The following is a 26,409-nucleotide window of genomic DNA, read 5'->3' as shown; positions in this document are numbered from 1 at the left end:
AACCCGGGCCGAACTTCAGAACTTCTTCGCGACGGTTACGCCGTATGTGCTGGGCATGCCCGCCACCCGGACGATCGTATCGCTGATCCGATTGACGTTGGTCCAATAGTACTTGTTGAAGATGTTCTTGCCCCACAACTGGACTCTCCAGCCATCGCTGGAGACGACGCCAAGCTGGGCATCGACGGTTGCATAGCTGTCGATGTTGTAGTCGCTGCTGGTTGCCCCGATCACGCCCTGGGTGGACGATCGGAACGTCACGTCGGAACCGACAAATCCGCTCAATTTGGCGTTCAGCGGGAACTCGTACGCCGCGCCCGCAGAGCCGGACCACTTCGGCGCCAGGTTGAACCGCTGGCCGGCCAGGTTCCGGGATACGCCATCGACGTCGAAACCCACGAACTGCGTGATTTTCGTGTCGATGTAGGTCACCCCGCCGGACAGGGTCAGCCCGTCGACCGGAATGACGCTGGCCGAAAGTTCGGCTCCGATGACCCGCGACTTGGGAATGTTGACCGTCGCCACGAGCGGTCCGAACACCGCGTCGGGAATGAAGTTGCTCAGCTGCTTGTTCTTGTAGTCGTAGTAAAAACCCGCCCCCTCGAGCCGCACGTGCCGGTTGAGCGCGGACAGCTTGAACCCGGCTTCGTACGCCAGCAGCGATTCCTGCCGGGCCGGCTGGAACTGGATCGAGGTCGACGCGCCGATCGTGGGGAAGCTGCCCGACTTGTAGCCCTTGGATACCCGCGCATAGAGCAGCGTATCGGGGCTGGGCTTGAAGTTGGCGGTGACGTTCCACGACACGTTATGTTCGGACAGGGTCTGGGCGCTGTCGGTGGGCAGGAAGGTTGGAGGGGCGCCGTTCCGGGAGACGTTGTCCAGCGTGATGCAGCCTCCCTCCTGGATGGGGTTGGCCCCGGCATTTCCGGTCAGCAGTCCGTAGAGGATGTTGAAGAACCCCCGCAGGCTCGATGTCACACCAGGCGTCGGTGAGTTCGGGATCGGAGGGCCGGAATCGAGGTTGCACCCGGCAAAGTCGATATTCGTCTTCGTATAGCGGGCGCCCGCGACAAAGCTGAATTTGTCCGAGAATTTGAGCTCGAGGTTGCCGAAGATCGCCTTGGCGTCGGTGTCCTGCCTGGTCGTGATCGGAGAGATGTGGGCGCTGAAGCCGGACCCGCCGATATTCTGCACGTTGGACAGGTTGAGGATGAGGATGTTGAGATTTTCGGCGATCTTGTTGGTCTGGTAATTCGCGCCGACCACCCAGTTGGCGATGCCGCTCTGCCCGCTGAGGCGCAGCTCCTGCGAAAATTCCTTGATGTGGCCGAACTGGTTGATCTCGCCGATTTCGAAAGCGGTCCCGTCATCGTCGAACAGCGAGTTGGTGTTGTAGTGCGAATAGGTGCTCAATGACGTCAGCGTGACCTTGTCGCTGAGTTCCGCATCGACACGGAGGAACGGCTGCACGAACCAGCTGTCGAACTGGAACTTCTTGTTGGTGCCGCTGAAGCGCCCCTGCGGATCCCAATCGGCCGCCCGAGAGTCTGCCGGCGCCGTGGGATAGCTTGCGACTTGCGGCAGGCCCGGCGGCTGGAGCGGCGCGTAGCGAATGAGCTGCAGGGCCTGCGTGTCAGACCGATCGCGCCAGGCGTTGACGCCGAAGTTCACCTTGATCGCATCGGTGACATCGAGTTGGCCGAGGAAGCGCCCGAACGTGCGGTCACGTCGTCCAAGCTGGTCGTTGCGCGTGTAGCTTTGCTGCCAGGGCCCGCCGCCTTCCTGCGACAGCGCCAGCCGCAAGCGGAGGTTGTCGCTGACCGGGCCGCTGACGTAGCCTTGAACGCCCCACCGGTTGAACCGGCCGAACGTGCCTTCGATGCCTGCCGTAAGCGTGTCGGTCGGCTTGTTGGCGATGTAGTTGATCGCGCCGCCGGTGGAGTTCTGGCCGAACACCGTTCCTTGCGGCCCCTTGTAGACTTCGACCCGCTGCAGATCGATCCCGACGCCCAGCGACATGACCGGATACGACAGGGGTACTTCATCGACGTAGACCGCGACGGCGGAGGTCGCGCCGAGGTTGGATGAATTGAAGCCGATGCCGCGCAAGGTGTAGACGACAGTGGCGCCGTTGCCGGCATCCGACACCGAGAGGCCCGGAACAATCTTCACCAGATCCTGGGCGGATTCGATCCCTTTGCGCGACAATTCCTCGTTCCCGACAGAGACGATCGACAGGCCGACGTCGGTGGTGGATTGAGCGCGTTTCTGGGCCGTGACGACGATTTCACCGTTGTTGTCGCTTGCGTTCGCGGTCGCATCAGCGGGCTGCTGCTGGGCCAGCGCCTGAGTCGACCAGACCTGCGCCAGCACTATCAGGCTGGCCGAAAGCGAAAGCTGCCGGATGTTTGCCATGTTATCCTCCCCGTCTAGGTCATGGGTCCAGCCCATTTGATCATTATCCTAGAATTGCATCACAGTATGATGATATGAACGGATATTGGTGTCAAGGTGTCGATGACTTTTTTTAATATGGTGTTCATGTCATCATACTGTGATGTTTTGGCCGCACAATTGCTGCCGAGTGGCGACGCTCAATCGCGCTGCTGCGCTGTCGCGGCATTTGGGCTGGCGATGCGCTACCGTGCAGACGGGTTCGGCACCGCCATGGCTGAGCGGGGCCTCGCCACCTGCATCCCGGCGATGGCCGACCGCAGGGTGCCAATCCTGCACGACGCCGTGCCCTGCCGACAGCGCCACCGCATCGACAACGTGTTCGCAAAGCGCAAGAATTGGTGGCTGATCCGCCCGCTACGACCGCGCCACCCGCGCCTTCATGCCGTTTTCGCACATGGCACGGCATGTCGCGGGAAGGTGGCGGACGCACCGCGCAACGCATGAACCGCGCCCGCCGCAAGCGATTACTCTTGCCAGAATTGCTGCCGGAATGATCTGCTTGACCGAACCGCGCTCTACATCGCGATCCGGGCCGATCTCACGTTGTCGCACGCTCCAGCGATTCCGTATCGGGCCATAGCTGGTAGCCTTGGGTGTCCATGATCGCGGAAAGTTCGTCGCGGATGATTTCCGGGGTCAATTCCGGGCGGGTAATGCCCGGCGTTTCGCCGATGATGTACCGCGTGACGCGACCACCGCCGACCGCCAGGCACTCCCCCGAAACGGCACAGTCGGCATGCGCCAGATAGGCGGCAACCGGCGCGATCGCTTCAGGCGGCAGCAGGCGCTTGTAATGCGCGGTCGCGTCTTCGGACAGGTCCGGCATGGCTGCAAACATCATCCGCGTGGCGGCGGCCGGTGCGATGCAATTCACCTTGATTCCTGCCGGGCGTCCCTCGACAGCCAGCGCCCTCGTCAATCCGAGCACGCCGCCTTTTGCCGAGATATAGGCGCTGTACGGCGTCATCCCGAAGATACTGGCCGACATGGTGTTGACGATGCGGCCCTTGGTGATGGCCAGATGCGGCCAGGCCGCGCGCAGAACCAATGCGGCGCCCAGCACATGCACCTCCAGATGCCGCCGGAATGTGTCGATGTCGAAGGCATCGATCGCCTGGCCGAGATAAATGCCGGCGTTGTTGATGACGGCATCGATTTTACCGAAATGGTCGATGGCGGCAGCGACGATATGGCTGGCCCCTGCTTCCGACGCGACCGAGTCCGTGATGGCGATGGCCTTGCCGCCTAGCGCGGTTATCTCGGCTACGACATCTTGCGCGGGGCTGGACGAATTACCGGTACCATCGGGAAGCCCGCCAGCGTCATTCACCACCACCGACGCGCCGCGCGCCGCGAGCAACAGCGCATGACCGCGACCGATGCCGCGCCCCGCCCCGGTGACGATGACCACCTGATTGTCGAACCGCATCTCACCCATTGCCACGCTCCCTGGTATGTCGCCGCTGCACGCGCGTGCCATCATTCCAAGGTCTGATTGGTCGGCAGGAAACCTGTCGTCCGGCTAATGCGCCGATTATTCGGCGGTAAAAATCTGTTCGGCGAAAAAGCGGCCGAAAATCTGTGCCGCATGGTAGCTGCAGCTGTATTCCAGCACCTCGAAGATTTTCTCGTCCCTGACGCGGAACACGAAATGATAGCTGTTGGCATAGGCCGGGCCCGCTTTCATCGGTCCGTACGAGGTCGCTTCCACGGCCACGCGATCGTCCTCGGCGGTCATGCTCACGATCTGCATCTGGATCGGACTGGTCATCAGGTCGGACATGGCCACCATCGCCGATGAAAACTTCTCTCGCCCCATCTCGCCGCCCAGCCAATCCGGTTCGCGCAGCATGGCCTTGAAATGAAAATCGTCGGCCAGCAGCGCCATCACCCTGTCGGGCTGCGTCGAATTTACCGCGTCGAAATAGCGGCGCACCACGTCCTTGTTTTGTTCGATTGCCATTTTGGTTTCCCTTGAAGAACGAAGGCCCCGGGCGATTGCATCGCGCTGCTGCTGCTGCTGCGTATCAGGGGATACCCGGCAGATCGAGGCCCTGTTCGCGCGCGCAGTCGCGGGCGATGTCGTAACCGGCGTCGGCGTGGCGCATCACGCCCGTGGCGGGATCGTTCCACAGCACGCGTTCCAGTCGCCGCGCGGCATCGTCGGTGCCATCGGCAACGATCACCATCCCCGAATGCTGCGAATAGCCCATGCCGACCCCGCCGCCATGGTGCAGCGACACCCACGTCGCGCCGGACGCGGTGTTGAGCAGCGCGTTGAGCAAGGGCCAGTCGGACACCGCATCAGACCCATCCTGCATCGCCTCCGTCTCGCGGTTGGGGCTGGCGACCGAGCCTGAATCGAGGTGATCGCGGCCGATCACCACGGGCGCCTTCAGTTCGCCGGTCCTGACCATTTCGTTGAAGGCCAGGCCCAGCCGGTGGCGCTGCCCCAGACCGACCCAGCAGATCCGCGCCGGAAGTCCCTGAAAGTGAATGCGCTCGCGCGCCATGTCGAGCCAGTTGTGCAGGTGCGGATCGTCGGGGATCAGTTCCTTCACGCGGGCATCGGTCTTGTAGATGTCCTCGGGATCGCCCGACAGCGCGGCCCAGCGAAACGGGCCGACACCCCGGCAGAACAGCGGGCGGATATAGGCCGGCACGAAGCCCGGGAAATCAAAGGCATTCTCGACGCCTTCGTCCTTGGCGACCTGGCGGATATTGTTGCCGTAATCGAACGTCGGCACGCCCGCGGCGGCAAAGTCCAGCATCGCGCGGACATGGACCGCCATCGATGCCTTGGCCGCTTTTTCAACAGCGGCAGGGTCGCGTTCGCGCCCGGCGATCCACTGGTCGAGCGTCCAGCCTTGGGGAAGATAGCCGTTGATCGGATCATGGGCAGAGGTCTGGTCGGTCACCGCATCGGGCCGCACCCCGCGCCGATGGATTTCGGGGAAGACATCCGCCGCGTTGCCCAGCAGACCGACCGAGATCGGCGTGCGGGCGTTGGCCATGATCGCCAGCGCCTCGTCCAGGCTGTCGGTCTGGCGATCGATATAGCCGGTGCGCAGCCGCATCTCGATGCGCGAAGGCTGGCATTCCACGGCCAGGCAGCTTGCTCCGGCCATCGTCGCGGCGAGCGGCTGCGCGCCGCCCATGCCGCCCAGCCCGCCGGTCAGGATCCACTTGCCCGCAAGGTCGCCGCCATAATGCTGGCGCCCCATCTCCACGAACGTCTCGTACGTGCCCTGCACGATCCCCTGCGAACCGATGTAGATCCACGACCCTGCGGTCATCTGGCCGTACATCATCAGCCCGGCGCGATCGAGCTCGTGGAAATGCTCCCATGTCGCCCATTTGGGCACGAGGTTGGAGTTGGCGAGCAGTACGCGCGGCGCATCCTTGTGCGTGCGAAACACACCGACCGGCTTGCCCGACTGGATCAGCAGCGTCTGGTCGTCCTCCAGCCGCTTGAGCGTTTCGACGATCTGGTCATAGCATTCCCAGTTGCGCGCGGCCCGGCCGATGCCGCCATAGACCACGAGCGAGGCCGGGTCTTCGGCGACATCGGGATCGAGATTGTTCATCAGCATCCGCAACGGGGCTTCGGTCAGCCAGGTTTTCGCGCTGAGCTGCGTGCCGTGCGCGGCGCGGATGATGCGGTTGTTGTCGAGGCGGTTCATGGCTGGCCTTTCGCAAAGTCCAAACAGGCGGTGAGAATGGAGCGGAGTTTCGCCTGCATCGGCACGGCGCGCTCAGCGTCCCAAGGCGGGGGCCATGCCCCCACTTCATCGGCATAACCCCGGATGGCGAGTTCCATCTGCACCGCGTGGATGCCGCGCGCCGGATCGCCGTAACGGCGGGTGATCCACCCGCCTTTGAAGCGGCCGTTGACGACGTGCGAGTCATCCGCACAGTCGGCTGCAATCGCTTCGGTCAGCGCGACAGCGCAACTCGCGCCATCGTAGCTGCCGATGTTGAACTGCGGCAATTCGCCATCGAACAGGCGCGGCACATGGCTGCGGATCGAGTGCCCGTCATAGAGGACGATCGCCGGGTGCAGCGCCCGCAGCCGCGCGATCTGTTCGCCCAGCGCCGCGTGATAGGGTTCGAACCAGACCGAACGCCGCCGCTCGATTTCCGCCGCGTCAGGCTCGGCGCCGTCGGTGTAAAGCGGCTCGCCATCGAAGGTCGAAACGGGGCACAAGCCGGTTGTCGCCTGCCCCGGATAAAGCGACTGCCCCGATGGATCGCGGTTGAGATCGATCACCGTGCGCGAGATGCGGCTGTGCACGATCGTCGCGCCCAGTTCTGCGGCAAAGGCGTAAAGCCGATCGACATGATGATCGGCATCGCGCCGCGCCAATTCGAGCGAGCGCAGCCCGGCAATATCGTCGGGAATGATCGTGCCGGCATGCGGAATGCTGACGATCAGCGGCGCTGCGCCGGATGCAACGGACAGCCAGTCGGTCATGCGACCCCGGGCAGCGCGGCGAGCGCCGCCAGTTCTCCCGACGACACCAGCGCCTGGGCATGGGCCATGTCGGGATGGAAATACCGATCCTCGTCCAGCATCGGCACCCCGGCCCGCAACAGGGCGCGGGCGGATTCGAGCGTGCTGCTGGACGTGAGTGGAGCGTGGAAATCGCAGCCCTGCGCGGCTGCCAGATATTCGATGCCCAGCACGCCGGCGACATTGTCCGCCATGCCCATCAGCCGCCGTGCGCCGTGCGCGGCCATCGACACATGGTCCTCCTGATTGGCCGATGTGGGGATCGAATCGACGCTGGCGGGATAGGCGCGCTGCTTGTTTTCCGAGACCAGCGCCGCCGCCGTCACTTGCGGGATCATGAACCCCGAATTGAGGCCCGGACGCGGGGTGAGGAACGCGGGCAGATCGGACAGCGCCGGATCGACCAGCATCGCGATCCGCCGCTCCGCGATCGAGCCGATCTCGCACAAGCCCATCGCGATCATGTCGGCGGCAAAGGCCACCGGCTCGGCGTGGAAATTGCCGCCGGACAGCGCTTCGTCGGTGTCGGCAAAGATCAGCGGATTGTCGGACACGCCGTTGGCTTCGGTCAGCAACGTCACCGCCGCCTGGCGCAGCATGTCGAGCACCGCGCCCATCACTTGCGGCTGGCAGCGCAGGCAATACGGATCCTGCACGCGGGTATCGCCCGTCAGGTGCGAGGCGCGGATTGCGGAACCGCTCATCAGCGTACGCAGCGCCGCCGCCACCTCGATCTGGCCGTTATGTCCGCGCAAGGCATGGATGCGCGGATCGAACGGTGCGTCGGAGCCCTTGGCCGCTTCGGTCGAAAGCGCGCCGGTCACCATCGCAGAGGCAAACAACCGTTCCGCCTCGAACAATCCGGCCAGCGCATAAGCGCAGGAAAACTGCGTGCCGTTGAGCAGGGCCAGGCCTTCCTTCGGCCCCAGCACGAGCGGCGACAATCCGGCCTCTGCCAGCGCCACCAGCGCCGGTGTGCGAACATCGCCGACCCAGACCTCGCCCGTGCCGATCATCGCGGTGGCCATGTGCGCCAGCGGTGCCAGATCGCCCGAGGCACCGACCGAGCCTTGCGCCGGGATCACCGGCGTCAGCCCTTTTTCCAGCAGGCTCCCCAGCATCTCGACCGTCGCGAGTTGCACACCCGAGGCACCTTGCGCGAGGCTGGCAAGCTTCAGCGCCATCATCAGCCGCGCGACCGGCACCGGCATCGGATCGCCCACGCCCGCCGCATGGCTTAGCACGATATTGCGCTGCAAGGTCAGCAGATCGTCGTCGCTGATCCTGACGCTGGCGAGTTTGCCGAAGCCGGTGTTGATCCCGTAAACGGGTTCGTGCCGCGCCAGAATGCGCGCGACGGCCTCGGCGCTGGCCATGACCTTGGGATAGCAGGAGCGATCGAGCACCGGCGTGTCGCCCCGGTAGATCCGCCGCCAATCGGCCAGCGAGACCGCCCCGGCCTGGATAGTGATGCTCATTGGCCCCTCCAGATACGGCGATGGAGCGGGTTCGCGCCGATGCGATAGACCAGTTCGGCCGGGCGCTCGATGTCCCAGATCGCAAGATCGCAAGCCTTGCCCGCCTCGAGCGTGCCGACCCGATCGAGCATCCCGAGCGCACGCGCCGCCTCGCGGGTCACCCCGGCAAGGCATTCCTCGACCGTCAGGCGCAATAGCGTCGCGCCCATGTTCATCGCCAGCAGCAGCGAGGTGAGCGGCGAGGTGCCGGGATTGCAATCGGTCGCCAGCGCCATCGGCACGCCCGCCGCGCGCAGCCTGGCGATGGGCGGCGGCTGCGTCTCGCGCGTGAAGTAAAAGGCGCCCGGCAACAGCACCGCGACCGTTCCGGCTTCGGCCATCGCGGCGATACCGGCGTCATCGAGATGTTCGAGGTGGTCCGCCGACAAGGCACCATAACGCGCCGCAAGCGCCGCGCCGTGGCTGTTGGAGAGTTGCTCGGCGTGGAGCTTCACCGGCAGGCCATGCGCCTGCGCCGCCTGAAACACGCGTTCGATCTGCGCGGGCGTGAAGCCGATGGATTCGCAGAACCCATCGACGGCATCGGCCAGGCCCGCTTGCGCGGCAGCCGGGATGATCGCTTCGCAAACGAGGCCGATATAGCCATCGGCATCACCGGCAAATTCAGGCGGCAGGGCATGCGCCGCGAGCAGGCTGGTCCTGACCGTCACGCCGCGCGCTGCGCCCAGTTGCCGCGCGGCGCGCAGCATCTTCAATTCAGCGTCGAGCGACAGGCCATAGCCCGACTTGATCTCGATGGTCGTCACGCCCTCGGCGATCAGCGCATCGAGACGCAGCAAGGCCGCTTCAACCAGTTCCGCCTCGCTCGCCGCGCGGGTGGCCTGCATCGTGGAGACAATGCCGCCGCCCGCGCGGGCAATCTCTTCATAGCTTGCGCCCGCCAGCCGCAGCTCGAATTCGTGCGCGCGGTTGCCGGCGTGGACGAGGTGGGTGTGGCAATCGATCAGTCCCGGCGTGATCCAGCGACCCGCGCAGTCCACCACGTCTGCGGCCTCGATCGCAGGCGCATCCGCGCGGCTGCCCGCATAGACGATGCGCCCATCCCGGCAGGCGATGACACCGTCATCCACCACGCCCGCGCCGGTCATCGGTGCCAGCCGCGCGTCTTGCCAAAGGCAGTCGCAGGTGAGGACAGACTCGCTGCTCATGGACATAAGAGTTGCAGATCGATTTCATTATGTCTAGACATAATATCATCCTTTGCCGGAGTGTCTCCATGCCTGCCTTCTGGTCTGCGACTGCCCTGTTGCCCGGAGGCTGGGCGCAAGATGTGCGGTTCACGGTGGTGGACGGGCGCATCGCATCGGTGGACACGGACACCGCCGCCGCACCCGGTGACGAGTTGCACCGGATCACCCTGCCCGGTCTTGCCAATGTCCACAGCCACGCCTTTCAGCGCGGCATGGCGGGCCTGGCCGAACATCGCGGCGGCACCAGCGACGACAATTTCTGGAGCTGGCGCGAGGTCATGTACCGCTTTCTCGACCGGCTGGCCCCGGACGATATGGAAGCCATCGCGGCCATGGCCTACGCCGAGATGCTGGAAACGGGCTACACCCACGTCGGCGAGTTCCACTATCTGCACAACGATGCCGACGGGCGGCCTTACCGCGATCCTGCCGAAATGGCTGCGCGGATCGCCGCCGCCGCCCGGACGACCGGCATCGGCCTGACCTTGCTGCCGGTGTTCTACGCGCACAGCAATTTCGGCGGACAGGCGCCCAACCACAGCCAGCGCCGCTTCATCCACGATCTCGACAGCTTCTCGCGGATGCTGGAAGCATGCCGCCCGCTGCTTGCCGACGGCGACCGGCTCGGCATCGCCCCGCACAGCCTGCGTGCGGTGACGCCCGACGAACTCGCTGCGCTGATCGACATGCCCCCGCAAGGCCCGATCCACATCCACGCGGCCGAACAGCAGCAGGAAGTTGGGGACTGCCTGGCCTGGTCCGGCCAGCGCCCGGTCGAATGGCTGCTCGACCATGCCGCACCGGACGCGCGCTGGTGCCTCATCCACGCGACCCACCTGAGCGATGCCGAAACCGATGCGCTGGCCGCCAGCGGCGCGGTGGCCGGGCTGTGCCCGATCACCGAAGCCAATCTGGGCGACGGCATCTTTCCGGCATCGCGCTTTCTGGCGGCAGGCGGACGGATCGGCACCGGCACCGATTCCAACATCTTGATCGACCCCGCACAGGAATTGCGCGCGCTGGAATACAGCCAGCGGCTCGCGCATCAGGCGCGCAATGTGCTCGCCAGCGAAGCGCATCCCTCCGTCGCGCGACGGCTGTTCGCAGACACCCTGGCCGGCGGGGCGCAAGCCATGGCGATCGAGCCCGGACTGGCGGTGGGCCACGCCGCGGACTTCGTGACGCTGGATGCCGCCCATCCCGCACTCCACGGCCGCACGGGCGATCAGCTGCTCGACGGGTGGATATTCGCCGCGCGCAACAGTTGCATCGACACCGTCTGGAAGCGCGGGAAACAGCTGGTAGCGGGCGGCCGGCACAAGGACGGCGCGCAAGTGACCGCGCGCTACCTGAAAGTGGTGGACCGGATCATGGCGCGATGACGATCGCGGAACGCATCCGTTTGGAGATCGAGGCGCGGATTGCGTCGGGCGAATGGTCGCCGGGCCACCGCATTCCGTTCGAGCACGAACTCGTCACCCACTACGGCTGTGCGCGCGCCACCGTGGGCAAGGCGCTGACTGCGCTGGTCCGCGCGGGCCTGATCGAGCGACGGCGCAAGGCGGGCACGTTCGTCGCCTATCCGCACGTCCAGTCCGCCGTGCTCGACATTCCCGACATCGGCAAAGCCATCGCCGAGCGCACCGGAAGCTACCGCTTCGACCTGCTGACGTCGGACATCTGGACGGATGACGGAATCAGCGGGAATTTCGCCAGCGGCACCCACCTGCGCCACGTCACCGGCATCCATCAGGGCCAGGACGGCCCGTTTGCCTTCGAAGACCGGCTGATCAGCCTTGATGGCGTGCCCGAAGCGCGCGATGCGGACTTTACGTTACAATCGCCCGGCGTCTGGCTGCTCCAGTCGGTGCCATGGACCCAGGCACGCCACCGGATCAGCGCAATCGGAGCCAGCGCAGAGGTCAGCGCCCATCTCGCCATCCCGCGCCACACCCCTTGCCTGCTGGTCGAGCGCTGGACCTGGCGCGCCGGCGAACCGGTCACTTGCGTCTGCCAGACCTTTCGCGGAGACCGGTTCGATCTGGTCGCCACCTTTGCTCCCGAGGGGCGGTGACGGCGGGGGCGCGCGGCGGCGGCGGGAACGTCAGGCCGGTGGTTTGATGGCCATCGCAGCGATGACCGCCGGGCGGGCGCCCACCTCGTCCAGCCAGCGCGCGACGTTGCTGCTGGCCGCGAGCGCCTCTCCGATCAGCGGCACGAAATTGGCGCTGGCGGCCTTCATCCAGGGATAAATCGCGATATCGGCGATAGAATAGTCGTCCCCCGCCAGGAAACGCGCTTCGCCGAGCCGGCGATTCAGGACGCCGATCAGGCGCGTCGCCTCCTCGCTGAAGCGGCGGATCGGCAAGGATGCCTTTTCCTCCGATCGCAGCCCGTAAAAGCCCAACTGGCCCAGCATCGGACCCAGTCCGCCGATCTGCCAGTGCAGCCACTGCATCGCCTGCCAGCGCGCGGCACCGGTCGGCGCGAGGAACCGCCCGGCCTTGTCGGCCAGATAGGTCAGGATCGCGCCGCTTTCGAACATCGCGAGCGGTCCGCCGTCAGCGGCATCGTCCACGATCGCCGGGATCTTGTTGTTGGGCGAAATCGCCAGGAACGCGGGATCGAACTGCTCGTCACGACCGATATGGACGAAGTGCGTCTTGTAAGGCTCGCCCAGTTCCTCGAGCATGAGGAACAGCTTCTGCCCGTTGGGCGTGGGCCATGCGTAAAGCGTGATCATGCGTCACTCCATCAATCGATCGTCGCGTCAGAATGGACATGCCCTGCTCGCGTGGGTGAGGTCGTGCAACCCCTTTGCCCTCACCCCCTGACGCGACGGTACATTGGCACCGGCCATGTCGCTCGGGCTGTTGCCGGTGTTGCTCAAGCCACGAGAGGCTCAAGCCTGACCGGGATGGCCGACATCCGGGGCATGGCGTTGATCGGATCGAGATCGCGGTCGGTGCTGATCAGCAGGCCGGTATTGGCGCCGTCGCGCTCATACACCGTTTCTTCGGGCAGCGCGCCCCAGCCGTGGCTCATCGAGATGACCCCGCGCCGCAGGTCCGGCTCGGCGGCAACGACCGCGGGGATGCTGCCCGCGTCCGAAGTGATGGTGATCTTGTCGCCGGCCGAAATCCCCAACGCTGCAATTTCATCGGGGTGCAGGTACGCGCGGTTGTAGGGCATGCGCTTGCGCACCGCCGGCACGTTGCGGTGGGTGCTGTTCTGCACTTCGCGCAGCCGCCGCGAGGTCATCTTGTGCGTGAAGTCCTCGCCGTTGCTGACCCATGCCCCCGGCTGGGGCCGCTCGGCATGGACTTGCGCCAGTTCGGCGACGACATCATCGGTCGCAACGGTGAAGCGATCGGTGCACGCCGGGTCGGCTTCCGCGACATATTGCGGATCGTCGTCGAAGATGTGGCCCACTTCAAACGCCTTGAGCGTTTCGAACGGCACCGGCGCATGGCGCGCCACGATGGCGAGAAAGGTGTCGGTGTCGGGCGTAGCGGCCATATCGAGCGCGACGCCGTCGAATTCGAGCTGGAGCCCCAGCCGTTGGGCGATACCCCAATAGATCTGCCAGTCCTCGGGCAGGTCCGAACCCGCCGGTGGCGCCGCGACCGGGGCGGTGTAGCGGGCATAGGGCTGGGTATATAGGCTTTCGTACAGGTACATCGTCAGGTCCGCGCGCTCATAGCCCATCCGCGTCGGCAAGATGTAGTGCGCCAACTTCGACGTCTCGGTCATGAACGGATCGATGTTGACGAGCAGTTCGAGCGATTTCAGGGCGCGGACCGTCTTGTTCTGATCGGGCATGATGTTGGCGATATTGGATCCGTGCACCAGCAGGCCGCGGACCCGGCCCTCGCCGGGCACAAGGATTTCATCGGCGAGGATGCCGCTCATCATCTCGCCCCAGACCGTGCCGTAGTTTCCGATCCGGCTCTTGAAGCCCTGTTCCCACGAGCGGCCGATCTGCATGACCTGGGCCCGGCGCGGCTGGCGGGCGCGCAGCACGCCCGGGTTTACCACCCGCTCGCCCGCCCGCTGGAACCGGCCACACACGACGTTCAGCGTCTCGATCAATTGATCCGCAAGGTTGGAATTGGGGGCCATGCACACCCCGGTGCCGGCCAGCGCGCCGCCGCGCCGCGAATCCCGCGCGAACATCGCGGTGGCACGGTGCAAGTCGCCGGCGTCGATCCCGGCGCGGCGCGCCACGTATTCGGGCGTGAACGGGGCCACTGCCGTCCGCAATGCATCGAGATCGGCGACATGCGCCGCGCAGAATTCCGCATCCTCCCAGCCTTCGGCCAGGATAATGTGCAGCATGCCCGCCGCGATCGTCGCATCCTCGCCCGGATACGGCTGCAGAAACACGTCGGCGAACTTGGCGGTTTCGGTGAGGCGCGGATCGATCACGATCAGCTTGAGCCCGTTGGCGCGCGCTTTCTTCATCGCCTTGGTCGGATTGGACATGTCGAAATCGGTGCAGGTCAGCGCCAGCAGCGGGTTCGCGCCGAACATCATGCGGACATCGCTGTCGTGCAGCGGCTGCCGTGGTGCCGCCCACATGCCGATGCGCCCCGCCGCGATCATGTGCGCGGACTGGTCGATGGTGAACGTGGTGAAATTCTTGTGCGAGCCGAGCGCCGACAGCAGACTTGGCGCCATCGCCATGGCGGAGGCGTTGAGCATCGCCCCGCCGCCGCGAAAGGCGCCGATCGCTTCGGGACCATCGCGTTCGGCGATTTCGGCGATTTTCGCGGCGATTTCATCCAGCGCCTGTTCGAACGGAATCTGGTGAAAGCTGCCATCGGGCTGACGCTTGAGCGGATGGAGCAGCCGATCGGGCGCATAGTAGGCACCCGCCGCTTCCAGCCCCTTGATGCAGCTATAGCCCTGGTTCATCGGATCATCGTGATCGCCGCGAACGCCGACGATGTGATCGTTTTCGTCCAGCGTGACCCGGGTGCCGCAAAACACCATGCAAAACCGGCAAAACGAACGCACTTCGCGCATTGCAGCCTCCATTGGCCCCACGTCAGGATGTTCGCCGTCGCCTGTGGCTGCCCACCGCGGCGATACTGTCCACGGAGGTCCTCGTCGGGCCACTCGCTCGCCCCTGCACCTATCGCAAGCCTAGTGAGACGATCGCTTTGCGGGCCTCCCGGTCACCGCCCGGCGTCAGTCCGCGATGATCAGCCGCACCCCGGCCGCAGCGATCATATCTGCCGTATCGCGCCCGATCCGGGCGTCGGTGATGATCGTGTCGATGTCGGCCAGTTCGCACACGACGTTGCCCGATGGCACCGCGAACTTGGTAGCATCGACCAGCACGATGATCTCGTCGGCGCGTTCGATCAGCCGGCGTTCGGCCGCGACCAGCACGACGTCGGCCTGCATCAGGCCCTGCGGTCCGATCGCGGCGGCGCCCATGAACAGCTTGGGCGCATGGAAGCGCGGCATGCCATCGTCGCCGAACACCGACAGGATGATGTTCTGTTCGGGAAACACCGTGCCCGACGGCACCAGCACGCGCGTGCCCTGCTGGCCCAGCAGCGCCGAGACGATGTGCAGCGAATTGGTCAGCACCTGCAGGTTGAGGCCAGCGAGGTGCGGGCACATCTGCAGCGTGGTCGATCCGCCGTCGATCATCACGCCCTCGCCCGGCACGCACAGCGCCGCCGCAGCCTTGCCGATCGCGGCTTTTTCCTTGGGGCTGAGCGTGATATTTTCGTGGAACGGGGCACCCGCCAGATGCGGGTGAAACACGCCATCGGGTGCGGCGGCCACCACCGCCTTGGCCCCGCCGCGCACGCGGGCCAGCCGGCCCTCGCCCGCCAGCCGTTCGAGATCGCGGCGGATCGTGGCCGGCGAATCGGCCAGTCGCGCGTCGAGTTCGCGGAACGAGACGAAGCCCTTCTGCGCCAGCAGATCGAGGATCACGCTTTCGCGTTCATTGGCGTGCATGGCCGCGATCCATTGACGGTCCCGACCGCCAAATCAATCAAATTCGATCAAACAATGCCTGCTCCCAGCCCCACTGCTGTCCGCTCCTGCGCTTTGCGCGGGCGCCACTGGCTGGCCCGATAGGTTGCCAGCGGATCGATCGCGCCGCCCGCCTGCGCGCGCGCCCTGGCGAGGATCGGCGCGACATCGACGTTGTAGGCGCGGCGCAGCGCCTGGAACGCCATCATCGTGTCATTGCCGTCCTGCGCGGCGTGGAGAGCCTCGCGGTCCACCAGCAGCGCCTTGGCAAAGCACGCCGCGATCGTTTCGGCCGACGACAGCATGGACTCGATCGGATCGGTCACGTTGTGCGACTGGTCGATCATGTAGCTCGGCGCGAAACCGTCCCTTGGGTGCAGTTCGGCCTCGACCAGTTCGTTGAACACCAGGAACAGCTGGTGCGGGTTGATCGAACCCGAATCGAGATCGTCGTCGCCGTACTTGCTGTCGTTGAAGTGGAACCCGCCCAGCTTGCCGAAGCGGTGGAGCCGCGCGACGATCTGCTCGATGTTCACGTTGGGCGCGTGGTGGCCCAGATCGACCAGGCACTTGGCCTTGGGGCCCAGTTCCTGCGCGGCGAGGATCGAGGAGCCCCAGTCGGAGATGATGGTGGAATAGAACGCCGGCTCGAACATCTTGTGCTCCAGCAACATCCGCCAGTCCGACGGCAGCGCCGCATAAACGTCTGCCGCAGCATCGAGATAGCGGTCGAGGCTGCGCGCAAGGTCCTGCTGGCCGGGGAAATTGGTGCCGTCGCCCACCCACACGGTCAGGTCGGTCGAGCCCAGCTGGCGGCCGATCTCGATGCATTCGATGTTGTGCTCGACCGCTTGGCGCCGCGTCGCCTCGACCGTGGAGGCCAGCGACCCGGTGCTGTAGCTGTGCGCCTGCCCGGGCTGATCCTGGAAGGTGTTGGAGTTGATCGCGTCGAAGCCGAGCCCGAGGCTGGCGGCTTCCTCGCGCAAGGCGGTATAATCGCTGACTTTGTCCCACGGGAAGTGCGGGCTGACGCGCGGGGTGTTGCGGCCGAGCTGGTTGATGACCGCGCAATCCTCCAGCTTTTCGTGGATATTGGTCGGCTCGCCGGCGATGGGGAACTTGGCGAAGCGCGTGCCCCCGCGCCCCGCGCCCCAGCTTGGCACCGCCACGGAGAAGGCCGCCACCCGGTCCAGCATTGCGTCGATGGCGATGCCCGAACGTTCGAGCTTGCGCCCCAGCGCCGCGTAATCCTCATCGAGCGCGGCGGCGTCGCGCGCATTGGCTTCGGCGATCAGGTCGGCGGAAATCGGCAGCGTGGTGGCGGTCATCGGACGGATTACTTCGTGGCTGGAGCGGGGGCGGGGATCACCTTGTTCATCGCCAGCCAAGCGACGAATTCCTCGGTGAGCAGCGTGGTCGTCGTACCCGGAACGCCGAGCCCGAAGCCGTGGCTGCCGGCCTGATAGGCATGCAGTTCGACCGGCTTCTTCGCGGCGTGCCAGTCCGCCACGATCGGGAAGCCGATCGCGGGGAACAGCGGATCGTCGAGCGCGATCGCATCGAACAGCGGCGGGGCGGATGCGGGCACAGTGACGTGCGCCTGCGGGCCGTAGATGTAGCCGGCAAAATCGGGGCCCTCACCCGGCTTGGCGGTGAGCACGGCGTTGAGCGTGGTCATCGCACCGGCCGAAAAGCCGATCATGCCGACCCTGGCCGGATCGATGTGCCAGCGCGCCGCGCCGCTGCGGACGAGCGCGATCGCGGCCAGTGCATCGGCGGTGGCATCGGCGTTCTGCAGCGTGGGCGCGGCGGCGGGGTCCTTGAGCCCCTGCATCATCCGGTCGAGCATGAATTTCTGCGACTCAGCCTCGCCGCGCGGCGTGGGCAGCAGCCGGTACTTGAGCACGAACGCGGCGATGCCGCGATCGGCCAGCGCGTGGGCGACGTTCCAGCCTTCGTGGTCCATCGCCAGCATCATGAACGCGCCCCCGGGTGCGACGATCACCGCCGCGCCGGTTGCCTTGGCGGGGTCGGGCAGCACCGGGGTCAGGGTCGGGCGGGTGACGTTGCGCACGGCGTGGTCGCTGCCCATGAACAGCACCCAGTTTTCGCTGGCGGCGCTGCCCATCGTGTTCGCGCCGTAGAGCGGGATCGCGTCAGGATCGGCGGGCGCGGCAATCGGTTCGGACGGCGGCGGGACATACTGCGGCGCCTGCGCCGAGACCGGCGACGTCATCACCGCGAGCGCCGCACCAGCGGCCAGAACCTTGCGCAACATCCTGAACTCTCCCGTTTTTGTTGTTTGAAGCTTATCGCGTAAACGCCTGGGCATTCCCCGCATCGACGTTGATCATGTTGCCGGTAGACTTGGCCGACGCATCAGAGGCAAGGAAGAACACCGCCTCGGCAATGTCTTCGGGCAGCACGTCGCGCTTGAGCAACGAGCGCTGGCGGTAGTGTTCTTCCAGTTCCTGGCCCGCATCGATGCCGTGGGCACCGGCGCGTTCCTGGCGCCAGTCACCGTCCCAGATCTTCGATCCACGGATGACCGCATCGGGGTTGACCGTGTTGACGCGGATACCCGACGGCGCGCCTTCCAGCGCGAGGCAGCGCGCCAAGTGGTTGGCCGCCGCCTTGGCGCTGGCATAAGCCGAGGCGTTGGTCGCCGCCGCCACGCCGTTCTTCGAGCCGATGAACACGATCGACGCGCCGCCCTGCGCCTTCATCCGCTTCATCAGCGGGAACGCAGACCGCGCGGTGAGGAAGTAGCCTTCTGCCAGCACATCGTAGTTCTTGCGCCACAGCGCTACCGTCGTCTCCTCGATCGGCGCGGACGAGGCGATCCCGGCGTTGGCGACAAGGATGTCGAGCCCGCCGAATTCGCGCGCGCACATATCGAACGCAGCCTGCACCGCGTTTTCGTCGGTGACGTCGCAAGTGGCGACGCGGATCACGTCCTTGCCGAACCGCTGGGCGAAACCGTCGCCCACCGCGTCCAGCGCGGCTTCGTCACGATCGGCGAGCAGCACGCATGCCCCGTCGGCCAACAGCCGCGCCGCCGTCGCCGCGCCGATGCCGCCGGCGCCGCCGGTGACCAGCGCGATGCGGCCGACCATCGGCCTGGGTGCGGGCATGCGCTGCAGCTTGGCTTCCTCGAGCAGCCAGTACTCGATGTCGAACGCTTCCTGCTCGTCGAGCGCGATATACTCGCCAATGGCTTCTGCCCCGCGCATCACGTTGATCGCGTTGCCATAAAACTCGCCCGCCAGCCGCGCGGTGGTCTTGTCGGTGGCGAACGTCATCCGGCCAAGCCCGGGCACCAGCACCACCACCGGATTGCTGTCGCGCATCGCGGGCGAGTTGGCGCGCTTGCAGCGGGTGTAATAGGCCGCGTACATCGCGCGGTAGGTTTCGAGCTGTTCGGCCAGATAGGCATCATCGCCCAGCCGCGCCGGATCGAGCGTGAGCGGCGCGATCTTGGTGCGCAGGAAGTGGTCGGGGCACGATGTGCCCACGGCGGCGAGCCGCGCGAAGTGGGCCGACCCGGTAAACTCCAGCGCCTCGGCATCGTCGGACCAGTGGCCCAGCTTGCGGCCAAAATTCAATATCTGGCCGGTCATCAATCCACGCAAGCGCGGCATCAGGTCGGCCACGATCGCGGCGCGGTTTGCGTCGGGCGCGACCACTTGCCCGCCGAACGCCGGCTTGCCCGCCAGCTTTGCGTTGAGATAGCGCGCCGCGTCGGCGATCAGGCCGATCGTGTGATCGTAGCAGGCCTTCGCGTCGTCGGCCCAGCAGATGATCCCGTGGCCCGCCAGCATCACGCCGCGCACCTGCGGATGGGCGGCGACATAATCGCGCAGCATCACGCCCAGCGTGTAGCCGGGGCGCTTCCACGACAGCCAGCCGATCCTGCCGCCCCAGATCTCGCGCGTCGCCGCCTCGCCGCCCGAGGACGCAGCCAGCGCGATGATCGCATCGGGGTGGACATGATCGACGTGCGCGAACGGCAGCAGCGCATGGAGCGGCGTGTCGATCGAGGCCGCGCGCGCGTTGAGTTTGAACGTGCAGTGCGGCAGAAAGCCGACCATCTTGTCGTCATCGTCGGGCCCGGCATAGTGCGCCGCAAGGCCCAGCAGCTTGTCCTGATACAGCGTGGCGAACCCGTCGAGCTTCATCGAGCCGATGTCGCCGCCCGAGCCCTTGACCCACAGCACGTTCGTCGTCGCGCCGGTCAGTGGATCGGTCCCGGCCAGCTTGGCCGAAGTGTTGCCGCCGCCGAAGTTGGTGACGGTGAGGTCCGAGCCGAGCAGGTTCGACCGATACAGCAGCAGCTCCGCCGGATTGAGCGTGGCGGCAACGGCATCGTCCCACCGGCTGGCGGGAACCGCGAACGGGAGGGCAGCGCGCGCTGCTGCGGCGGGCGCGAGGGTATCTTGCATGGCAACCTGCTCCGAATGATCTCGGGAATGATCTGGCCGACTCCATAGCGATTGGTTGTTGCGGTTTCAATCAATTTGAATAAAGTACAATCAACTTCAAAAACGTGGGCGGGACGGGAACGGGCGTGGAAGACGGGCTGATCGTGGTGCTGGACGTCGGCAAGACGCTGGCCAAGCTGACCGTCTGGACGCGTGCCGGCGACGTCGTGGCGCGCGAAACCCGGCCCAACCGTCGCATCGACACCGGCGCCTACATCGCGCTGGATGTCGACGGGATCGAGGCGTGGCTGGGCGAGACGCTGAGTGCTTTTGCCAGGCTGGACCGGATCGACGCCCTCGTACCGGTGGGCCACGGCGCCGCTGCCTGCATCGTGCGCGACGGTGTGCTGGCGCTGCCCCCGCTCGATTACGAACAGCCGATTCCCGCTGCGATGGCATCAGCGCACGCGGCGATGCGCGACCCGTTCGCGTTCACCGGTTCGCCCCTGCTGCCCGATGGGCTGAACCTGGCCACGCAACTCCACTGGCTGCAGACGCTGCATCCCCAAGCGTTCGATGACGCCACGCGAATCCTGCTGTGGCCGCAATACTGGGCCTGGCGGCTGTCGGGCGTGATGGCGAGCGAGCTGACCAGCCTGGGCTGCCATAGCGACGTGTGGCGCCCCGCCGACGCCACGCCGAGCGATTACGCGCAGGCGATGGGCTGGGACCGGATGTTGCCGCCATTGCGCGGTGCGGGCGACGTGCTGGGACCAATCGCAGCGGAGTGGACGGCGTGCAGCGGCTTGCCCGCGACCACTGCGATCCACTGCGGGTTGCACGATTCCAATGCCGCACTCCTCGCCGCGCGCGGGTTTGCCGAAATTGCAGGTGACGAAGCGACCGTCTTGTCCACCGGCACCTGGTTTGTCGCCATGCGCACCCCCGGCGATGGCGCGGAAGCCGACATTGCCGTGTTGCCCGCGCACCGCGACTGCCTGGTCAACATCGACGCGGCGGGGCGGATGATCCCATCCGCCCGGTTCATGGGCGGGCGCGAGATCGAAGTGCTGACCGGCCTCGATTCGCGCCGGATCGACATCAAGCCCGACCAGCCCGCACTGCTTGCCGCCGTCGCGGAGGTGGTCGCGGCAGGCGCGATGATCCTGCCCACCTTCGCGCCGGGGTTCGGCCCGTTCCCCGACAGTCGCGGCCGCTGGATCGCGATGCCGACCGACGAATACGCCCGCCGTGCGGCAGTCAGCCTTTACGCGGCACTGGTGGCCGACGTGTCGCTCGGGCTGGTGGGCGCGAGTGGGCGCGTGCTGGTCGAAGGCCGGTTTGCCGAGGCCGAGGTGTTCGTCCGCGCGCTCGCCAGCCTTCGGCCCGACGTCGCGATCTACGCCTCCAACGCGCACAACGACGTGTCCTACGGCGCGTTGCGGCTGCTCAACCCGGCGTTGCGCCCGGCCGAACCGCTGCAGCGGATCGCGCCGCTCGAGGTGGACGTCACCGGCTATCGCGACGCCTGGCACCGCGAACTCGTCCGGCTCGAGCCCGCGGCATGACCAACCGACATAACGACAAGACGAGGACCTGACCCGATGGCACCCCCAATCCATCCCGACACGATGAGCAGCCGCGAACACTGGCGCAATACCGTGCTCGCGGGTCTGGCCAACTACATCGATTCGGGCTCGATCGTTTCGGGCTCGGTCGCGCTGGCGCTGTGGAAGGACATCTACCACTTGTCCGACAGTTTCATCGGCCTGATCGCGGCGTTCAGCGCCAATGCCATTTCGGCCGGGATCGGCGCGTTTTTCGGCGGCTGGCTGTGCGACAGGCTGGGCCGCAAGACGATCTACCAGTACGACATGCTGTTCTACGCATTTGGCATGCTGTTCCTGATCTTTGCGCACGCGGCGTGGATGATCGTGCTCGGCTTCCTGCTGGTCGGCCTGGCGGTGGGCGCGGACATTCCCGCCAGTTGGTCGCTGATCGCCGAACAGGCCCCCGATACGAAGCGCGGCGCGCATTCGGGCGTGGCGCAAGTGCTGTGGTATCTCGGCCCGGTGATGGTGCTGGGCGCGGCCTATTTCCTGAAACCGTTCGGGATCGACGGCGTGCGCTGGCTGTTCATCCACTTGGCCGTACTGGCGCTGGCGCTCACCTTCCTGCGCTCGCGGATGGCGGAATCGCAGCGCTGGGCGGAAAGCCGGGCGACGCGGGGAACGGATCGGACCGGCATCGACTGGGGCGAACTGTTCAGCGCCCGGTACATCAAGTCGACGCTGTACCTCATCACGATGTACGGCTTCTGGAACCTGTGGGCGGGCTACAACGGCTTCTTCACGCCGTACCTGATCCGGCAGAACCACCTGCCGGTCTGGGCCGAAACCGTCGTTCCGGCGAGCTACTTCGCCATCGGCATCGTCTCGATCCTGACGATCTTCATGACGCTGTCCGACAAGGTCAACCAGCGCACGCTGTTCGGCATATCGGCGGCGTTGCACGTGTTCGGCATGGCGCTGCTGGCGGTGTTCGGCTTCACCCTGCCGATCGTGATCATCCACATCGCGATCATGGGCATCGCCGGCGGCTTTGGCGCGCAAAGCTTTTTCCAGTTGTGGAGCGCCGAACTGTTTCCCACCGCGATCCGCTCCACCGCGCAAGGCGTGACGTTCGCCGTAGTGCGGATCGGGCTGGGCCTGTGGAGTCTGGCCGTGCCCGCGCTGGCCTCGGCCGATTTCACCACGCTGGCATGGATCCTCACCGGGTTCCTCGTGGTCAGCGGGTTGATCGGCCTGGCCTGGGCGCCGCGCAACGAAGGCAAGTCGCTCGACCAGCTGGAGGCCGAGCGCAGCGTGGCCTGATCCCGCTCAGTGCCCCGCCGTCTGCAACGTGACCGGGCCGATCAGCCCCGACCGGCGCAGCGGCGCGTCGGGGCGGTAGGTCGGCAGCGCGGTGAACGTGATCGGTTTCGCGCCCGGCTGTGCGTCACCGATCAGGCGGTTGACCCACAGATTGGCCACACTGACCGTGATGGTATTGCGCCCCGGCTTCGCCAGTCTGGCAATGTCCAGCCGGTAGGGCGCGAACCACGTCGTGCCCGCAGGCTGGCCATTGACGCTGACTTGCGCGACATCGCCGATGGCGCCCAGATCGATCCACAGCGGCGCGCCCGCCGGAGGCAGTTTCGCCAGGGTAAAGCTGCTGGAATAGGTCGCCGTACCCGAGAAATAGCGCACCCCGGGATCGGACGAGGTGTCGAGCGGCTGGAGCACCGGCATCGCCACTTGCGCCGGAGCGCCACGACCGGGCTGAAACGCCACCGTCCACGGCGCGCTCAGCGTCTGGACGATGTGCGGCACGGGGGGCGCCACGTTCATGCCCGGCGCCGTCGCCGGCTTGCGGAACACCAGGAAGAACGCATCCTCGGGCCCGACGTCGAGCGGGACCACGGTTTGCCCACCCTCGATGCGGTAGGACACGGCCTCGCGCGTGCCGCCGATCGCGCGCCAGATCTCGGGCTGGCGGCCCGATACGGCAAAGCGCGCCTCGATATGTTCGGCGCGGTTCTGACGGTTGTTGACGAAATAGAGCTCGCCGTCGGGCAGCGTGCGGTGGACGAAGCGATAGTCGCTGTCCGCCGCGTCGCCCGAAACCGCGAAGTCCGGCGCCACGCCGCTGGCGATCAGCGCCGTTTCGGGATCGCCGCCGACGATCACCCGGCCCTTGCCCAACGTGGTCATCGGCTGGCCACCCCACAGCTTGTCGGCAAGCGCCTTGAACGCAACCGCATCGTCCACCATCCCCGGTGAACTTTCCGGCTTCGTCCCGATCACGGTCGCCCCGCCTTCCACCAGCGCGGCAATGCGCTGCAGCGTGGCCAGCGTCATGATCCGGCTCGATCCGCCAAGGTACAACGCGTGATAGCTCGCCCCGCTGGCGGCAACGAGCCTGCCGTCCGCGACGGTCAGCTTATGCGCCAGGATGTCGGCATTGACGAAGTCGTAGGCGAACCGCTTGGGCAGGTCGGCAGGTGCGCCTTGCGCGAACAGCGCGGTGATCGGCTGCTCCTCGCCATAGAACCAGGCGATGTCGGCATGGTCGTGGCCCTGCTGCAGCAGGAAGCCGGTGCGCGCGATGTAATCGATCCACGGCCGCGCCATCCCGGCCCAGGTTTCGTGCCGGTTGAAGTATTGCCCGAAGATCATCAGGCTGAGCCCGGGCACTTTGTCATCGACCGGCTGGTGGACCGAGGTGTGGATGATCGGCAGGTTCACGCCCGAGGCGAACTCGAGGTCGATGACGCGTTTGAGGTCCGCCGGAGCATAAGCCCACGGCGAAAACGCCGCGGTCATCGATTCGGCGGACACCGTGTTCTGGCCATAGATATGCGCGACCGACGCCGCACCCTTCATGTCGCCGAGCAAGGTCGGGCGCGGCGGTGATCCGCGATTGAACGTCCACAGCGCGGCCATCGGCACGTCGGCGTGGGTGCGCATGGCCAGATCATCGCCCAGCACCGGGCGCTGGTCCTCCAGCGCCTCGCCATACAGTTTCAGACCATGCTCGTGCGCGACGCTGGCGACGGTGCCGTAGTGCGCATCGGCGATCAGGTCGGACAGCGTCAGGCGGAAATCGTGGAGGAACGCCTCGCTGCGCGCCGCCGATCCGATCACCGCGCCGGTCAGCGCAGGCAGGAACGGCACGGGGTCGTAGCCGCGCCGCGCCTTGAATTCCGCGACCAGGTTCGGCGTCCAGTTCGACGGGCCAACCTCGATGCTGTCGGTCAGCAACGCGCGGATGCCGTGCGCGCCCATCAGGTCCGGCCCGACCGTGTCGCGGTACATCGCGAGGTAGGTTTCGAGGTAGCGGCGCACGGCGGCGGCATCGTACTTGTCCACCTCCAGCCCGGTCGCTTCGGCGGTGGCGGGGTGGTTGGTGGTGCCGGTTAGCGCATAGCCCAGCCGCACGATGCGCCAGTTGGTCCCGCGCGGCGCGGTCCAGTCGAGTGAACCATCGGCGCGCAAATGGCTGGTGAGGTCGATGACGTTCGCCGGATCGATTGCGGCGGCGGCGGGATCGCCCTGCCCCAGCTTGTAATAGTCGAGCGCCACGGTGAAGCCCGCCTTGGTCTCGAACCGGTCGACTTTGGCTTCGGCGGACAGGCTGAACGCGCCGACCGCCACGGTCGCGCCGGGGGGCTTGCCGAAGATGTCGAACGCGACTGCGCCGGGAGCGCTGTCGCCCAGCACGGGCTTGCCGCTATCGGGATTGGCCGCGAGCACCAGCCGGAAACGCCGCGCGGTGACGGCGGGAAAGGCGATGGTCGTGGTCGCCTCGGTCAGCGCAACGGATCCGATCGTGCGCCACGCACCGCCTGTGTCGGCCTGCAGCACCGGCTGGAGTGCGGAGTTGCCAAACGCCGATCGCGCGCCGGGCACAAATACGCTGGCTGATCGGATCGTGACCGCACGGCCATAATCCAGCACGATCGCGCCGGGGTGTGTCGCATCGCCCTTGGGCACCTCGACCGTGCTTTCGAGATCGCCGTCGAGCAGCGGCGCGGCGGCGATCGCTGCGCCACCATCGATGCTGGCCACAGGTTGCGGCAGCGGTGCGACCGCCAGCGGAAACGCCAGCACCACCGCGTCGCGGTAAAACTGTGGCGGCGGCGCACCCGGCGGGCCGACCGGGATCGCGTCGCGAAACGCGGCGGTCTGGAACGCGCCGGTGGTCGCAGGCGGCGCGGCCAGCGCGCCCGTCACCCGCTGCCCACCGGCGAGGTCGGTCTGCGACCACACCAGCTTCTTCATCGCATCCTCGGGCTTCACCCACGGGCCGCCGGTCTCGCTCCAGCCGGGCGAGGCAGCGATGGCGAATTCGAGCCCCCTGGCATCGGCGACCTCGACCGCGTGGCGGAACGCCGCCTTCCATTCGGGCGTCATGAACACCAGCCGCTGCTTGACGATTTGCGGCGTCATCAGGTTGGCGTCGAAATTCTGCACCCCGCCGATGCCGGTCGCCTGCATCCACGCGAGATCCTTGTCGATCCCGTCCTGTGTGACATTGCCGTTCATCCAGTGCCACCACACCCGCGGGCGCGCGCTTTGCGGCGGATTGGCGAACCCGTCGTCGAGCGTGTCGGCACAGGCCGGAGCCGATACCGACGCAGCGCAGGCCAGCAAGGCGGCAAGGCGAAACGACTTGGCCATCATGGAAAAGCGATCCTCTCGGGTGTTGTATGCTGGTGTTCTGTTCTGGCGATCTAGCCCGACGGCAGGCCG

Annotated in this window: 19 protein-coding genes; 5 read left to right on the top strand and 14 right to left on the bottom strand. The window is 66.2% G+C overall.

The annotated features are described in order from the left end of the window. Positions 1-15: 15 nt before the first annotated feature. Positions 16-2,415 carry a TonB-dependent receptor gene (locus NL2_RS04965; RefSeq protein WP_068072429.1) on the bottom strand — a complete coding sequence of 800 codons (2,400 nt, stop codon included), beginning with the start codon at positions 2,413-2,415 and terminating at the stop codon, positions 16-18. Between the two features lie 96 nt (positions 2,416-2,511). Between NL2_RS04965 and NL2_RS04960 the strand changes: the two genes are divergently transcribed. Next, on the top strand, positions 2,512-2,901 hold the full coding sequence (locus tag NL2_RS04960; RefSeq protein ID WP_157083035.1) for a hypothetical protein: 390 nt from the start codon (positions 2,512-2,514) through the stop codon (positions 2,899-2,901). Positions 2,902-2,995: 94 nt separating this feature from the next. Here the strand turns inward: NL2_RS04960 and NL2_RS04955 are convergent, their stop codons facing one another. From NL2_RS04955 to hutI, 6 genes are all read right to left on the bottom strand, one after another. Next, complete coding sequence (locus NL2_RS04955) at positions 2,996-3,895, bottom strand: SDR family NAD(P)-dependent oxidoreductase (RefSeq protein WP_084355879.1); 900 nt, start codon at positions 3,893-3,895, stop codon at positions 2,996-2,998. Positions 3,896-3,991: 96 nt separating this feature from the next. Beyond that, positions 3,992-4,420: a nuclear transport factor 2 family protein gene (locus NL2_RS04950; RefSeq protein ID WP_068072423.1), complete on the bottom strand. Its 429-nt coding sequence runs from the start codon at positions 4,418-4,420 to the stop codon at positions 3,992-3,994. 64 nt (positions 4,421-4,484) lie between these two features. Continuing rightward, complete coding sequence (hutU, locus tag NL2_RS04945; protein ID WP_068072420.1) at positions 4,485-6,140, bottom strand: urocanate hydratase; 1,656 nt, start codon at positions 6,138-6,140, stop codon at positions 4,485-4,487. Next, the gene (hutG, locus tag NL2_RS04940; protein WP_068072417.1) at positions 6,137-6,931 is read right to left on the bottom strand and encodes an N-formylglutamate deformylase; all 795 of its coding nucleotides are present in this window, start codon (positions 6,929-6,931) and stop codon (positions 6,137-6,139) included. The genes hutU and hutG overlap by 4 nt, the downstream gene beginning before the upstream one ends. Beyond that, entirely contained in the window at positions 6,928-8,448 is a 1,521-nt protein-coding gene (hutH, locus tag NL2_RS04935; RefSeq protein WP_068072413.1) for a histidine ammonia-lyase, read from the bottom strand. The genes hutG and hutH overlap by 4 nt, the downstream gene beginning before the upstream one ends. Beyond that, complete coding sequence (hutI, locus tag NL2_RS04930) at positions 8,445-9,656, bottom strand: imidazolonepropionase (protein WP_068072410.1); 1,212 nt, start codon at positions 9,654-9,656, stop codon at positions 8,445-8,447. Before hutI ends, hutH begins: the two co-directional genes overlap by 4 nt. A 68-nt stretch (positions 9,657-9,724) precedes the next feature. Between hutI and NL2_RS04925 the strand changes: the two genes are divergently transcribed. Together NL2_RS04925 and hutC are read left to right on the top strand one after the other, a co-directional pair. Next, complete coding sequence (locus NL2_RS04925) at positions 9,725-11,080, top strand: formimidoylglutamate deiminase (RefSeq protein ID WP_068072407.1); 1,356 nt, start codon at positions 9,725-9,727, stop codon at positions 11,078-11,080. Then, entirely contained in the window at positions 11,077-11,772 is a 696-nt protein-coding gene (hutC, locus tag NL2_RS04920; RefSeq protein WP_068072404.1) for a histidine utilization transcriptional repressor HutC, read from the top strand. The genes NL2_RS04925 and hutC overlap by 4 nt, the downstream gene beginning before the upstream one ends. A gap of 30 nt (positions 11,773-11,802) precedes the next feature. Here hutC and NL2_RS04915 read toward each other — a convergent pair whose 3' ends face one another. The 6 genes from NL2_RS04915 to NL2_RS04890 form a co-directional block, all read right to left on the bottom strand. Continuing rightward, on the bottom strand, positions 11,803-12,441 hold the full coding sequence (locus NL2_RS04915) for a glutathione S-transferase N-terminal domain-containing protein (RefSeq protein ID WP_068072401.1): 639 nt from the start codon (positions 12,439-12,441) through the stop codon (positions 11,803-11,805). A gap of 143 nt (positions 12,442-12,584) precedes the next feature. After that, positions 12,585-14,726: a molybdopterin-containing oxidoreductase family protein gene (locus NL2_RS04910; RefSeq protein ID WP_068072398.1), complete on the bottom strand. Its 2,142-nt coding sequence runs from the start codon at positions 14,724-14,726 to the stop codon at positions 12,585-12,587. A 165-nt stretch (positions 14,727-14,891) separates the two neighbouring features. Then, positions 14,892-15,677, bottom strand: coding sequence for a DeoR/GlpR family DNA-binding transcription regulator (locus NL2_RS04905; RefSeq protein ID WP_068072395.1), 786 nt, complete (start codon positions 15,675-15,677; stop codon positions 14,892-14,894). A 47-nt stretch (positions 15,678-15,724) separates the two neighbouring features. Further along, complete coding sequence (gene rhaI, locus NL2_RS04900) at positions 15,725-17,023, bottom strand: L-rhamnose catabolism isomerase (RefSeq protein ID WP_068072392.1); 1,299 nt, start codon at positions 17,021-17,023, stop codon at positions 15,725-15,727. Positions 17,024-17,031: 8 nt separating this feature from the next. Continuing rightward, a complete protein-coding gene (locus NL2_RS04895) occupies positions 17,032-17,973 on the bottom strand; it encodes an alpha/beta hydrolase (protein ID WP_068072389.1) in 942 nt (313 codons plus the stop codon). A 31-nt stretch (positions 17,974-18,004) separates the two neighbouring features. Continuing rightward, positions 18,005-20,137: a bifunctional rhamnulose-1-phosphate aldolase/short-chain dehydrogenase gene (locus NL2_RS04890; RefSeq protein WP_068072386.1), complete on the bottom strand. Its 2,133-nt coding sequence runs from the start codon at positions 20,135-20,137 to the stop codon at positions 18,005-18,007. 125 nt (positions 20,138-20,262) lie between these two features. Between NL2_RS04890 and NL2_RS04885 the strand changes: the two genes are divergently transcribed. Then, positions 20,263-21,684, top strand: a complete 1,422-nt coding sequence (locus tag NL2_RS04885; protein WP_068072383.1) for an FGGY-family carbohydrate kinase — start codon at positions 20,263-20,265, stop codon at positions 21,682-21,684. Positions 21,685-21,720: 36 nt separating this feature from the next. Next, complete coding sequence (locus NL2_RS04880) at positions 21,721-22,989, top strand: MFS transporter (RefSeq protein ID WP_068072380.1); 1,269 nt, start codon at positions 21,721-21,723, stop codon at positions 22,987-22,989. A gap of 6 nt (positions 22,990-22,995) precedes the next feature. Here NL2_RS04880 and NL2_RS04875 read toward each other — a convergent pair whose 3' ends face one another. Further along, on the bottom strand, positions 22,996-26,340 hold the full coding sequence (locus NL2_RS04875) for a glycosyl hydrolase (RefSeq protein ID WP_068072378.1): 3,345 nt from the start codon (positions 26,338-26,340) through the stop codon (positions 22,996-22,998). Positions 26,341-26,409 lie beyond the last annotated feature (69 nt).

This window comes from Novosphingobium lentum NBRC 107847 (assembly GCF_001590965.1).
Taxonomy (GTDB): Bacteria; Pseudomonadota; Alphaproteobacteria; order Sphingomonadales; family Sphingomonadaceae; genus Novosphingobium; species Novosphingobium lentum.
Note: the sequence above shows the minus strand (reverse complement) of the source record. Positions and strands in the feature narration are given on the sequence as shown.

Coding starts and splice junctions, on each gene's coding strand:
- hutG (WP_068072417.1), bottom strand. CDS start 6,931: ATGACCGACTGGCTGTCCGTTGCATCCGGCGCAGCGCCGCTGATCGTC.
- hutI (WP_068072410.1), bottom strand. CDS start 9,656: ATGAGCAGCGAGTCTGTCCTCACCTGCGACTGCCTTTGGCAAGACGCG.
- NL2_RS04895 (WP_068072389.1), bottom strand. CDS start 17,973: ATGTTGCGCAAGGTTCTGGCCGCTGGTGCGGCGCTCGCGGTGATGACG.
- NL2_RS04905 (WP_068072395.1), bottom strand. CDS start 15,677: ATGCACGCCAATGAACGCGAAAGCGTGATCCTCGATCTGCTGGCGCAG.
- NL2_RS04965 (WP_068072429.1), bottom strand. CDS start 2,415: ATGGCAAACATCCGGCAGCTTTCGCTTTCGGCCAGCCTGATAGTGCTG.
- NL2_RS04875 (WP_068072378.1), bottom strand. CDS start 26,340: ATGATGGCCAAGTCGTTTCGCCTTGCCGCCTTGCTGGCCTGCGCTGCG.
- NL2_RS04925 (WP_068072407.1), top strand. CDS start 9,725: ATGCCTGCCTTCTGGTCTGCGACTGCCCTGTTGCCCGGAGGCTGGGCG.
- NL2_RS04915 (WP_068072401.1), bottom strand. CDS start 12,441: ATGATCACGCTTTACGCATGGCCCACGCCCAACGGGCAGAAGCTGTTC.
- NL2_RS04955 (WP_084355879.1), bottom strand. CDS start 3,895: ATGGGTGAGATGCGGTTCGACAATCAGGTGGTCATCGTCACCGGGGCG.
- NL2_RS04950 (WP_068072423.1), bottom strand. CDS start 4,420: ATGGCAATCGAACAAAACAAGGACGTGGTGCGCCGCTATTTCGACGCG.
- rhaI (WP_068072392.1), bottom strand. CDS start 17,023: ATGACCGCCACCACGCTGCCGATTTCCGCCGACCTGATCGCCGAAGCC.
- hutH (WP_068072413.1), bottom strand. CDS start 8,448: ATGAGCATCACTATCCAGGCCGGGGCGGTCTCGCTGGCCGATTGGCGG.
- NL2_RS04890 (WP_068072386.1), bottom strand. CDS start 20,137: ATGCAAGATACCCTCGCGCCCGCCGCAGCAGCGCGCGCTGCCCTCCCG.
- hutU (WP_068072420.1), bottom strand. CDS start 6,140: ATGAACCGCCTCGACAACAACCGCATCATCCGCGCCGCGCACGGCACG.
- NL2_RS04880 (WP_068072380.1), top strand. CDS start 21,721: ATGGCACCCCCAATCCATCCCGACACGATGAGCAGCCGCGAACACTGG.
- NL2_RS04910 (WP_068072398.1), bottom strand. CDS start 14,726: ATGCGCGAAGTGCGTTCGTTTTGCCGGTTTTGCATGGTGTTTTGCGGC.
- hutC (WP_068072404.1), top strand. CDS start 11,077: ATGACGATCGCGGAACGCATCCGTTTGGAGATCGAGGCGCGGATTGCG.